The sequence below is a fragment of the Pseudomonas sp. 1152_12 genome, assembly GCF_052850675.1.
This window is the reverse complement of the sequence record NZ_VXCW01000016.1, coordinates 78,989-90,528: the sequence shown is the minus strand read 5'-3', so window position 1 is coordinate 90,528 and position 11,540 is coordinate 78,989. Positions and strand designations below refer to the sequence as shown.

General features: G+C 60.8%; 11 protein-coding genes. 3 read left to right on the top strand and 8 right to left on the bottom strand.

Features of this window, described 5'->3' with window-relative positions:
* Positions 1–180: 180 nt before the first annotated feature.
* On the top strand, positions 181–852 hold the full coding sequence (locus FW764_RS24905; RefSeq protein ID WP_446436202.1) for a Bax inhibitor-1/YccA family protein: 672 nt from the start codon (positions 181–183) through the stop codon (positions 850–852).
* 62 nt (positions 853–914) lie between these two features.
* Here the strand turns inward: FW764_RS24905 and murB are convergent, their stop codons facing one another.
* The 8 genes from murB to FW764_RS24865 all read right to left on the bottom strand — a co-directional run bounded on the left by murB (position 915) and on the right by FW764_RS24865 (position 7,771).
* Positions 915–1,934, bottom strand: coding sequence for a UDP-N-acetylmuramate dehydrogenase (gene murB, locus FW764_RS24900; RefSeq protein ID WP_446436201.1), 1,020 nt, complete (start codon positions 1,932–1,934; stop codon positions 915–917).
* Positions 1,931–2,395 (bottom strand): low molecular weight protein-tyrosine-phosphatase, encoded by a 465-nt coding sequence (locus FW764_RS24895; protein ID WP_446436200.1) that lies wholly within the window; start codon positions 2,393–2,395, stop codon positions 1,931–1,933. The genes murB and FW764_RS24895 overlap by 4 nt, the downstream gene beginning before the upstream one ends.
* Positions 2,395–3,159, bottom strand: a complete 765-nt coding sequence (gene kdsB / locus FW764_RS24890) for a 3-deoxy-manno-octulosonate cytidylyltransferase (RefSeq protein WP_446436199.1) — start codon at positions 3,157–3,159, stop codon at positions 2,395–2,397. Before kdsB ends, FW764_RS24895 begins: the two co-directional genes overlap by 1 nt.
* Complete coding sequence (locus tag FW764_RS24885) at positions 3,156–3,341, bottom strand: Trm112 family protein (protein ID WP_003174668.1); 186 nt, start codon at positions 3,339–3,341, stop codon at positions 3,156–3,158. Before FW764_RS24885 ends, kdsB begins: the two co-directional genes overlap by 4 nt.
* A 24-nt stretch (positions 3,342–3,365) precedes the next feature.
* Entirely contained in the window at positions 3,366–4,376 is a 1,011-nt protein-coding gene (gene lpxK, locus FW764_RS24880; protein WP_446436198.1) for a tetraacyldisaccharide 4'-kinase, read from the bottom strand.
* Positions 4,376–4,804: an ExbD/TolR family protein gene (locus tag FW764_RS24875; protein ID WP_446436197.1), complete on the bottom strand. Its 429-nt coding sequence runs from the start codon at positions 4,802–4,804 to the stop codon at positions 4,376–4,378. Before FW764_RS24875 ends, lpxK begins: the two co-directional genes overlap by 1 nt.
* The gene (locus tag FW764_RS24870) at positions 4,801–5,436 is read right to left on the bottom strand and encodes a MotA/TolQ/ExbB proton channel family protein (RefSeq protein ID WP_446436196.1); all 636 of its coding nucleotides are present in this window, start codon (positions 5,434–5,436) and stop codon (positions 4,801–4,803) included. The genes FW764_RS24875 and FW764_RS24870 overlap by 4 nt, the downstream gene beginning before the upstream one ends.
* A 109-nt stretch (positions 5,437–5,545) precedes the next feature.
* Positions 5,546–7,771 (bottom strand): DNA internalization-related competence protein ComEC/Rec2, encoded by a 2,226-nt coding sequence (locus FW764_RS24865; protein WP_446436195.1) that lies wholly within the window; start codon positions 7,769–7,771, stop codon positions 5,546–5,548.
* A gap of 135 nt (positions 7,772–7,906) precedes the next feature.
* Between FW764_RS24865 and FW764_RS24860 the strand changes: the two genes are divergently transcribed.
* A complete protein-coding gene (locus tag FW764_RS24860) occupies positions 7,907–8,422 on the top strand; it encodes a DUF2062 domain-containing protein (RefSeq protein WP_446436194.1) in 516 nt (171 codons plus the stop codon).
* 253 nt (positions 8,423–8,675) lie between these two features.
* The gene (locus tag FW764_RS24855) at positions 8,676–11,429 is read left to right on the top strand and encodes a response regulator (RefSeq protein WP_446436193.1); all 2,754 of its coding nucleotides are present in this window, start codon (positions 8,676–8,678) and stop codon (positions 11,427–11,429) included.
* Positions 11,430–11,540: the final 111 nt, after the last annotated feature.

Genomic DNA, 11,540 nt, shown 5'->3' with positions numbered 1-11,540 from the left:
GTGCATTCAACCACTCTGCCAATTTCCCTTTTGCATCACAGGATTATAGTAGCGCATCCCGTGTCAGCGGGCGCCATAATACCCGAATGAAACACACTGTCAAACTCTTGCCATGGCTTGTTACAGAGCGTCTGTTATGATCCTTGCGACTGAATGTTTCAAAACTGAAGGAGTGTCGCCATGCGCGAACAGAATTACGCAGTGAATGGTAACGCGCAGGCTGAGCAGCTTGAAGTCAGCCGCGTGTTGCGCAATACGTACGGCTTGCTCGCCCTTACCCTCGCATTCAGCGGCGTGATGGCGTTTGTAGCGCAGCAAATGCGCGTTGGCTACCCGAATATCTTTGTTGTGCTGATCGGCTTCTACGGTCTGTTTTTCCTGACCAACAAGCTGCGTGACTCGGCCTGGGGCCTAGTGTCGGCGTTTGCATTGACCGGTTTCATGGGTTTCATCCTCGGCCCGATCCTCAACCGTTACCTCGGCATGGCTGGCGGTGCGGAAGTGGTCAGCTCGGCATTTGCCATGACTGCCTTGGTGTTTGGTGGTCTGTCGGCCTACGTGCTGATCAGCCGCAAGGACATGAGCTTCCTGGGTGGCTTTATCACCGCAGGCTTCTTCGTGTTGCTGGCAGCGGTTATAGCGGGCATGTTCTTCCAGATCAGCGGGTTGCAGTTGGCGATCAGTGCCGGTTTCGTGTTGTTCTCCTCCGTGTGCATCCTGTTCCAGACCAGCGCCATCATCCACGGCGGTGAGCGCAACTACATCATGGCGACCATCAGCCTGTATGTATCGATCTACAACCTGTTCATCAGCCTGTTGCAGATCTTCGGCATCATGAGCCGTGATGACTGATTGCTAGCGCTATAAAAAATGCCCCGTATCGTGAGATACGGGGCATTTTTGTTTCCGCAGGTTCAGTACCTGTTAGGTTCCATTTCCAGATCAACCTTGAAGCGTTCAGCAATGTCTTGCTGGATTCGCAGCGCCAAGTTGGCAATATCGTGCCCGGTGGCCGCGCCATAGTTGACCAGCACCAGCGCCTGCATCTTATGCACGCCAGCATCGCCCTCACGAAAGCCCCTCCAGCCAGCCTTATCGATCAGCCAGCCAGCAGCGAGCTTCATTTGCCCATCGGCCTGTGGGTACGCCACCAGGTCCGGATACTGCGCCTGTAACTTTGTGGCCAGCGCCTGGGTCACCAGCGGGTTCTTGAAAAAGCTCCCGGCATTACCCAACTCAGCCGGGTCCGGCAGTTTTTCGCGGCGGATACTGCAGATTGCACGGCTGACGTCGCCGGGCGTCGCCTCGGTAATCCCCTGCCCGGCTAAGCGCTGCTGCACCGGGCCGTAATCGAGTTTCAAGTGGCTGACGCGGCTCAAGGCGAAGCGCACGCGCAGAATCAACCAGCGCCCGGTCTCGTGCTTGAACAGGCTGTCACGGTAGGCAAAGTCGCACTCTTGCAGGCTAAAATCGCGCAACTCGCCGGTCTGGCGATCCAAAGCGGTCAGGCCGGCAAACACATCCTTGATCTCCACACCGTAGGCACCAATGTTCTGCATAGGCGCAGCGCCGACGGTCCCAGGGATCAGGCTGAGGTTTTCCAGGCCGCAAAAACCGTGTTCCAAAGTCCACAGCACAAATGGATGCCAGGCTTCGCCCGCCTCGGCTTCGACCACGACGTGCAGGCCATCATCCTGCAGGACACGAATACCCTGGGTCGCCATGCGCAACACCAACGCCTGGATATCCTGGGTCAGCAGCACGTTGCTGCCACCGCCGATCACCAGCAGCGGCAACCCTTGTGCAGTCGCGTAGGCCACCGCTTCGCGAACATCGGCGTCGCTGTGGGCCTCGGCGAATAACTGGGCGCGCACATCGATGCCAAAGCTGTTGAAAGGCTTGAGCGATACCTGTGCAAGCACGTGCAAGGTCATAACCGCCCCTTCAATTCGATTATCAATAAATCACAGGCGCGTTCGATCAGGTCGAGGACGCGCTCAAAGCCCTGTTCGCCTTCGTAGTAAGGGTCTGGCACCTCGTCGACTTCGGCCTCAAAACGGCGCAGGAACAAGTCCAGCTCCGCCTTGCCTTGCCCCGGGTGCAGCGCCTTGAGGTGGCGCAGGTTGCTATGGTCCATCGCCAGGATCAGGTCATAGCGCGCAAAGTCAGCGCGTGAGACTTGCTGGGCACGCTGTGCCGACAGATCATAACCGCGCGCCCGTGCTGCACACTGGCTGCGCGGGTCCGGTGGGTTGCCGACATGCCATTCACCGGTGCCAGCCGACGACACTTCGACCTGGCCTGCCAAGCCCGCTTCACGCAATTTATGGCGCAATACGCCCTCGGCGGTGGGCGAGCGGCAGATATTGCCCAGGCAAACAAACAGAACCTCCATCACGCCCCCAGCAGGCGACGGACGCGCTCCAGGTCTTCATGGGTGTCGACGCCAGCCGGTGGCGCCTCCAGGGCATCGCCCACATGAATACGTACGCCGTGCCACAAGGCACGCAGCTGCTCCAAGGACTCGGTGTTTTCCAACCAGCATGGCCCCCAACCGACGAAGTCATGCAGGAAACCGGCGCGGTAGGCGTAGATGCCAATGTGGCGACGGTACGGCACGCCCTCCGGCAATACGTCAGGGCTCTTGGCGAAGGCGTCGCGCGCCCAAGGCAGAATCGAGCGGCTGAACGTCAGCGCCAGGCCATTGATATCGGTGACCACCTTGACCACGCCCGGATTGAAGAGGGTGTCGATATCTTCGATAGGTTCGCACAAGGTCGCCATACGCGCCTCACCATGGGCGGCCAGGTTGGCGGCCACCTGGTCGATCACGCACGGCGGTATCATTGGCTCGTCGCCTTGCACGTTGACCACGATCGCATCCGCCGCCAGGCCCAGGTGCGTGGCGACTTCGGCGAGGCGGTCGGTGCCGGAATTGTGGTCTTCGCGGGTCAGTACCGCTTCGGCGCCAAACCCCTTGCAGGCCTCGATGATGCGCGGATCATCGGTGGCGACTACGACCCGTTCGGCGCTGCTTTTGCAGGCTTGCTCCCATACCAACTGGATCATCGGCTTGTCGCCGATCAGTTGCAGCGGCTTGCCCGGAAGGCGGGTCGATGCGTAGCGGGAGGGAATGACAACGGTAAAGGCGGTGGTCATTTATCCAGGCGCTCATCGGTGGTCAGGGTGCGAGCTTCGCTCTCCAGCATCACCGGGATGCCATCACGGATCGGGTATGCCAGGCCTGCGCCTTTGCTGATCAGCTCGGTTTTATCGGCGCTGAGTTTGAGAGGGCCTTTGCAGATCGGGCAAGCGAGGATGTCGAGCAGTTTGGTGTCCATGAGTGTTTCCTGGATAAAAACGATTTAAGGCAAGAGTCGGGCGGGTAGCAAGCGCATCAGTTGCGTGTCGAACCAGGCAACAAACGCCGGCGACGGCACCGCATCCACCGCAAGGTACCACCAGTCTGGCTGGGCAAAGGCGCGGCACTTCACCGCGTCCTTTTCGGTCATGACCAAGGGTAACGACGGTGTGAAATTCAAGACCTCTGCGCTATAGGGCGCATGGTCGGCAAAAGCATGGGGTATCGGCCGCCAGTGTAGCGTTTCAAGGGTATTGAAGAAACGTTGCGGGTTACCGATACCCGCCACCGCGTGCACCTGCTGGCCAGCCGGAAAATGATCAGCCGGTTGGCGCTCACCGGTTTTCAAGTTGATCAGCGCCGTGGGCAACAAGCGAAAGGCAAAGCCCCCCTCGGGATCTGCGGCGGCGCCGTTATAGAGCAACGCGTCGACACTCTGCAGACGCTCCACCGGCTCGCGCAACGGCCCGGCCGGCAGGCAACGGCGGTTGCCCAAACCACGAGCGGCGTCGATCAGCACCAGTTCAAGGTCGCGGGCCAGACGGTAATGCTGCAGACCGTCGTCGGAAAGGATCAGGTCAAGGGGCTCGCCGGCCAGCAGTGCTGCCACGGCACGACTGCGGTCAGGATCAATCATCAGCGGCACGCCGCAACGCTGCACGATCAGCAATGGCTCATCGCCAGCCACTTCAGGGCTATGGCTGGCCTCGACCCGCCACGGCAATTGCGGTGGCTTGGCGCCGTAGCCGCGACTGACCACCCCGACGCGCAAGCCACTGCGCCGACAGTGCTCAATCAGCCACAGGATCAGCGGTGTCTTGCCCGTACCGCCCACCGTGATATTACCCACCACCACCACCGGCACCGGTGACTGATAAATCCCGCCCTCGCCCGCGAGAAAGCGCGCACGCTTGCGCTGCACCACACGGCGATACAAAGACTCCAGCGGCCGTAGCAGCGTCAGCGCCGGATGGCCCTCATACCAAGCCTTGAGCAAACGATCGGACATGGCCATCAGGGTTGAGCCGCCGCCTCGACGGTGGTCATGCGCAGATGGGTGAAGCCGAGCTTGCCGGCGGCGTCCATCGCGGTGATCACGGCTTGATGCTGGGTTTTGCCATCAGCACTGATGGAAAGCGGCATTTTCGTGTCGCCGCCCGACTCCTTCTGCAGGGCATCCATCAGGCTGTTGAGGTCGTTCTTCTCCAGCAATTGATTATTCACCGAAAACACCCCGTCAGCGCTAATGGCGACGTCCAGTTGCTTGATTTCCTGGTCCTCGGCTGGCGAACCGCTCACCGCTTCCGGTAACTCGACTCGCAGTTGGGTTTGCCGGGTAAAGGTGGTGGTGACAACGAAAAACAGCAGCAGGATGAACACCACGTCGATCAACGACGCGAGGTTGATATCGACATTTTCCCGTCGCTTACGGCGAAATTTCACACTCGGCCCTCGACGAAATCGACATCACGATCGCCCTGCACCACTTCCACCAGCTTAATGGCTTCCTGTTCCATACCGACCACCAGCTCGTCGATGCGGCGCTGCAGGAAACGGTGGAAAAATACCGACGGAATGCCGACCATCAGGCCCGCAGCCGTAGTGATCAAGGCCTTGGAGATACCGCCAGCCAACACCGCAGCGTTAGTGCTCATGCCCGCCCCCATGAAGGAGCTGAAAATATCGATCATGCCCAGCACCGTACCCAGCAGACCCAGCAACGGCGCCATGGCAGCGATAGTGCCGAGCGCGTTGATATAGCGCTCCATCTCATGGATGACGCGAGCGGCCGCCTCTTCAATGCACTCTTTCATGATCTCGCGACCATGCTTGGAGTTGGCGAGGCCCGCAGCGAGGATTTCACCCAAGGGCGAATTGGCGCGTAGCTCCTTGAGCTTGTCTTTGTCCAACTGCTTGTTCTTGATCCAGCCCCACACCTGCCCCAACAAATGCTCGGGCGTGATGCGACTGGCGCGCAGGGTCCACAGGCGTTCGGCGACGATGCCGAGTGCGACGATGGAGCTCATGATGATAGGCAACATCATCCAGCCGCCGGATTTGACCAATTCCCACACAGTGAATGTCCCCTCGAAAAAGTGCGCCACTTTACCATATAGGTTCGCCGGCGGGGCTCGTCGGCCACAGACCTGCCCGCAGCAGGCTTTGGTGCCAGGTAACCCGGGATTACGGTAGCGCTTCGCGCCAGAAACGGCGTTGACTACGCGCAACAACAGGTGACTCAAAGGCGCCCAGCAGCAGACGTACGGCACCTTGCTCGGCGCTGTCGTACACACGGCTACCCATCGCCTGATAACGCTGCATCACCTGTGGATGCGGATGCCCGAATGCGTTGCCACGACCACGGGAAATCAGCACCGACTTGGGTGCGAGTTGCGCTAGAAAAGGCCAGGATGAAGAACTGCGGCTGCCATGATGAGGTGCTTGCAGCCAATCGGTCGGTACGGCCAAGGGCGAAGCAAGAAAAGCCTGTTCGGCAGCACGATCAATATCGCCGGTCAGTAGCAGGCGCTCACCACTGGCCTGCACCCGTAACATACAGGATTTTGGATTGCTGCTAGTAGCGCCAGGCCACTGCCACAGTTCAAATGACACACCATCCCAGACCCATTGCTCACCACTGACACAGCGCGCAGTAGCGAGCAATAACGGCAACCCCTCAACCTCTCCGCCAACCACCCGCTTCACCGCCAGCCCCAAGGCAACCGCAGCCGCACCAGCGGCATGGTCTGCGTGAGCGTGGCTGATCACCATCATGTCCAGCGCCTCTACGCCGAGCTTTCTCAGTGCAGGCAATACCACGCGCGCGCCAAGATCAAACGCACCCGAGCGCGGCCCTGTGTCATAGAGCAATGTGTGATGGCGTGTGCGCAGGATCAACGCTTGCCCCTGGCCGACATCCAGTTGCGTTACCTCAACCTGGCCATGCGGCACCATTTGCCTGGGTGGAAAGATCGCCAACAACAGCATCGGCCAGCCCAGCAGCCGAAATGGCACGCCTTTGGGCAGTAGCAATAACACCGCGCCTGCCAGGCTCACTACCCAATAACCCAGAGGCACTTCGGCCGGTATCCAGGCCGGGCGTTGCCCAGCCAGCAACGCCAAGCTTCTGAACAGCACCTCCAACGCCCCGCCGGCCAGCCACAGCAAACCCTCGCCCACAAACGGTACGGCCAGCAACGCCGTTCCCAGCAGTGCCAACGGCAACACCACCAGGCTGATCCACGGCACGGCGAATAAATTCGCCACCGGCGCACTGAGACTGATGGGCAACCCCAACACCAGCAATACGGGAAACAAGCCAATGGCTATCAACCATTGGGGGCGCGTCCATAGCTGCCACAGGCTCCAGGCCCCCAGACGTCCTCCGAATGCCAGCGCCAACACCGCAACGGCGGCAAACGATAACCACAACCCCGGCTGCAAGCTGGCCAATGGCTCCAGCATCAGTACGCCATCCAGTGCCAGCAACAACGGCCACCACACACCTAAATGCCGAAAGCGCAAACGCCATAGCAGTACCAGCCCAACCATCACGCACGCCCGCTGCACCGGCACGCCGAACCCCGCCAGCAGGCCATAACCCAACGCAGCGGCAAACGCCAGCCCGCAGGCCCATGGCAGCCACAGCAAGGCACGCGGCCAGCAACCGTAACGCGCAAGCCCAGCCACCAAGCCGTAGATCAGACCGGCAAGCAACCCGATATGCTGGCCGGAAATCACCAGCAGGTGCACCGTTCCAGTGTCTTGCAATACCTGCCAATCCTGCGTGGTCAGCCCCGAGCCGTCGCCCAGCACCAGCGCCGCCAAGCCAGCTTCGCGGCCCAAAGCATCCACGCTACTCAGGCGCTGCCGGAGGCTGTCGCGCCAGGCGTTACGCGCCAGCGCCAGGCGTTGCCCATCTTTCACCGAACCGGTTGCGCCAATGCGCTGGGCCAGCAGCCACGCCTCATAATCAAAACCATGAAAATTGAGCAACCCCGACGGCCGCCTCAGCGTGACGGCCAGGCGCCAACGCTCGCCACTGTTTACCGGCGGGCCACCATGCCAGGACACCCGGATACGCTGAGGTAGTCGAGCATTGCGCGACCGATTGTCGACCAATTCGAAGCGCACGCCGGTGCTCGTTTGTTGCGGCAGCCCGACCACACGCCCCTCCACCCAGCGCGTCTGCCCCTCCAGCGCAGGCCTGAGGCGATCGTCCAATGCCCACTGCGCATTGATGCACGCCCAACTCAAGCCTAGTAGGAAGAACGCCAGCGGATAGGTACGAAATGGCAATAGCATCAATGCCATTACCAACAGGGCCAGCAGCCAACCGGTGGGCGGCAAAGTCGGGAGAAATCGCAGCGAAAGCAGGCCAAGTCCGAGCGCAAACATCCCAGTCCTCATGAATCATCCTTTTAAAGTGGTGCACTCAGTCATAGTCGCCCCCCCAGAACGGCCTATGATGTTTTGTCACAAAGTCTGAATTTTCTGTTTATAGAATGCGGGCATACTTACCCCTCGAACTAACCTGGACCCCTTATGCCTCGGCGCTTATTCAAACGGTACATGCCCGATCCCACGCGTATCAGGGAACACAAGTCCTTACGATTTCTCGGCACGCTGCTGCATGACCCCAACCTCTGGCACCTGAACCGGCACTCGGTAGCCCGCGCCATGGCGGTGGGTTTGTTCGCGGCATTCATCCCGATTCCGTTGCAGATGTTGTTGGCGGCGATTCTGGCAATCGCAGTGCGCGGCAATATGCCCATCGCCGTCAGCCTGGTGTGGCTGACTAACCCAATCACCATGCCGGTAGTATTTATCTGCACCTACATGACCGGCGCCTGGCTGATGAATGTGCCGTCGCGCAGCCTGCCCGACAACCTGACCTGGGAATGGATCAGCAGCCAGTTGAGCACGCTGTGGCAGCCGTTCCTGCTGGGTTCGGTGGTGTTGGGGTTGGTACTGGCCGTACTGGCCTACTGCCTGACCATGGGCTATTGGCGCTGGTGGGTTGCGCACCAGTGGAAGAAGCGCAAACAGCGCCGTGCGTGAACACTGGCAGGCCAGCAGACGCATCCACCAGCCGTTCGCCCACCATGCGCCATAAATCCCACTCCAACCCCCTGCCCCGCTTGGCCCGCCCATCGTCAGGCGTGCGTGCGCCACGCCCTCCCAATCGCCAGAAGATTGCCGCCAATCATGAATTTGCGAGATTCCGCGCCGCGCAAATGGCTACACTGCGCAGGTGGCGCGGGCCGGATGCCTGCGCGGATGATTGATATCAATGTGGTAGCAGGAGAGTGGCGTGCTTAGAAGAATGGGGATCAAAGGCCGCGTACTGTTGTTGACCTTATTACCGACCAGCCTGATGGCCCTGTTGTTGGGGGGCTATTTCACCTGGATGCAGCTCTCGGAATTGCAAACCCAATTGCTGCAGCGCGGCGAAATGATCGCTGAGCAATTGGCGCCCTTGGTGGCCCCGGCCCTGAGCAACACCAACACCGACCTGCTTGAACGCATCGCAACGCAGTCCCTGGAACAGCCTGACGTACGCGCGGTGTCGTTCCTGGCGCCGGACCGCACGCCCCTCGCCCACGCGGGCCCGACCATGCTCAACCAGCCCCCGGTCGGCAATAGTTCCCATCTGCTGCAGCGTACAGGCAGTGACGCCACACGCTACCTGCTGCCGGTATTTGGCCGCCATCGCAACCTCGCAGGCGAGCTGATCCCCGACGAAGCTGACCGTCTGCTGGGTTGGGTCGAAGTGGAGCTGTCCCACACTGGCATGCTGCTGCGCGGCTATCGCAGCCTGTTCGCCAGCCTGTTGTTAATTGCCATCGGCCTGATCTGCACCGCCGCGCTGGCGCTGCGGATCAGCCGCACGATTAACACCCCTATCGGCCAGATCAAACAGGCCGTGGCCCAGCTCAAGGACGGCAACCTGGAAACCCGTTTGCCGCCGCTAGGCAGCCAGGAACTGGACCAACTCGCCTCTGGCATCAACCGCATGGCCGAAACCCTGCAAAATGCCCAGGAAGAGCTGCAGCACAGCATCGATCAAGCCACTGAAGATGTGCGCCAGAACCTGGAAACCATCGAAATCCAGAACATCGAGCTGGACCTGGCTCGCAAAGAAGCCCTGGAGGCCAGCCGTATCAAGTCGGAGTTTTTGGCCAACATGAGCCATGAAATACGCACCCCGCTCAACGGCATCCTCGGTTTTACCCACTTGCTGCAAAAAAGCGAGCTGTCGCCGCGCCAACTGGATTACCTGGGCACCATCGAAAAATCCGCTGATAACTTGTTGGGCATCATTAACGAGATCCTCGACTTCTCGAAAATCGAAGCCGGCAAGCTGGTGCTCGACAGCGTGCCGTTCAACCTGCGCGACTTGCTGCAAGACACCCTGACGATCCTCGCCCCCGCCGCGCATGCCAAGCAGCTGGAACTGGTCAGCCTGGTGTACCGCGACACGCCGCTGGCGCTGGTGGGCGACCCACTACGCCTCAAGCAGATCCTCACCAACCTGATCAGCAATGCGATCAAGTTCACCCGCGAAGGCACCATTGTGGCCCGTGCGATGATCGAGGACGAGCAGGAAGACAGCGTCCAGTTGCGCATCAGCGTGCAGGACACCGGCATTGGCCTGTCGAACCAAGATGTACGCGCGCTGTTCCAGGCGTTCAGCCAAGCCGACAATTCGCTGTCCCGCCAACCGGGCGGTACCGGCCTGGGCCTGGTGATTTCCAAGCGGTTGATCGAGCAAATGGGCGGCGAAATCGGCGTCGACAGCACACCGGGCGAAGGCTCGGAGTTCTGGATCAGCCTGAGCCTGCCCAAGACCCGCGATGACGTCGACGACCTGCCGAGTGCGCCGCTGCTCGGTCGGCGCGTGGCCGTGCTGGAAAACCACGAACTGGCGCGCCAGGCCCTGCAACATCAGCTGGAAGACTGCGGTTTGGAAGTCACACCGTTCAACACCCTGGAGAGCCTGGCCAACGGCATCACCAGCGCGCACCAGACGGAACAGGCCATTGACCTGGCGGTACTCGGCGTTACCGCCAATGACATTCCGCCTGAACGCCTCAACCAGCATCTATGGGACCTTGAGCACCTGGGTTGCAAGGTGCTGGTGCTGTGCCCGACCACTGAGCAGATGCTGTTCAACCAATCGGTGCCCAACCCCAACAGCCAATTGCAGGCCAAGCCCGCCTGTACGCGCAAGCTGCGCCGCGCCCTCGCCGACCTGATCAGCCCGCGCCCGTCGCGCAGCGAACCCGGCGAGCCGCTGTCCAGCCGCGCACCGCGCGTACTCTGCGTGGACGACAACCCGGCGAACCTGTTGTTGGTGCAGACGCTACTTGAAGACATGGGGGCCAAGGTCCAGGCCGTGGAAAGCGGTTACGCCGCCATCGACGCCGTAAAGCAGGAAACCTTCGACCTGGTATTGATGGACGTACAAATGCCCGGCATGGACGGCCGCCAAAGCACCGAGGCGATCCGCCAGTGGGAAAGCGAGCGCCACGGCACGCCGTTGCCGGTAGTCGCCCTTACCGCCCACGCCATGGCCAACGAAAAACGCGCTCTGTTGCAAAGCGGCATGGACGACTACCTGACCAAACCCATCAGCGAGCGGCAACTGGCCCAGGTGGTGTTGAAATGGACCGGTCTGGCCCTGCGCAATCAAGGGCCGGAGCGCGCGACCGACAGCATTGGCAACGGCGCCCAACTGTTGGTACTGGACCATGAAGAAGGCCTGCGCCTGGCCGCCAACAAGACCGACCTGGCCGCCGACATGCTCGCCATGCTGCTGGCCTCCCTGGAAGCCGATCGCCTGGCGATTACCGTCGCCCGCGAAGCCAACGATAACAACGCACTGATTGAACGCGTGCACCGCCTGCATGGCGCCACCCGCTACTGCGGCGTGCCGCAATTGCGCGCAGCTTGCCAACGCGCGGAAACCTTGCTCAAGCAAGACGATGCCAAAGCCATGGCCGCATTGGACGAACTGGACATGGCGATCGCACGGCTAGCCAGTGAGGCGCGCGTCAGCGCGTAACCTTATTTTATGGGCGCAAGCTCTTGTGGGACGGGGCTCGCTCCCGAATGCGCTGGGTCAGCCAATGGATGTGCTGATTGTTACACCGCATTCAGGAGCCCCCCACCCACA

Bases quoted from the DNA above. Each gene is read 5' to 3' on its own strand.
- lpxK (WP_446436198.1), bottom strand. From the start codon at position 4,376: ATGGCCATGTCCGATCGTTTGCTCAAGGCTTGGTATGAGGGCCATCCG.
- FW764_RS24895 (WP_446436200.1), bottom strand. From the start codon at position 2,395: ATGGAGGTTCTGTTTGTTTGCCTGGGCAATATCTGCCGCTCGCCCACC.
- FW764_RS24885 (WP_003174668.1), bottom strand. From the start codon at position 3,341: ATGGACACCAAACTGCTCGACATCCTCGCTTGCCCGATCTGCAAAGGC.
- FW764_RS24860 (WP_446436194.1), top strand. From the start codon at position 7,907: ATGCCTCGGCGCTTATTCAAACGGTACATGCCCGATCCCACGCGTATC.
- FW764_RS24865 (WP_446436195.1), bottom strand. From the start codon at position 7,771: ATGAGGACTGGGATGTTTGCGCTCGGACTTGGCCTGCTTTCGCTGCGA.
- kdsB (WP_446436199.1), bottom strand. From the start codon at position 3,159: ATGACCACCGCCTTTACCGTTGTCATTCCCTCCCGCTACGCATCGACC.
- FW764_RS24905 (WP_446436202.1), top strand. From the start codon at position 181: ATGCGCGAACAGAATTACGCAGTGAATGGTAACGCGCAGGCTGAGCAG.
- murB (WP_446436201.1), bottom strand. From the start codon at position 1,934: ATGACCTTGCACGTGCTTGCACAGGTATCGCTCAAGCCTTTCAACAGC.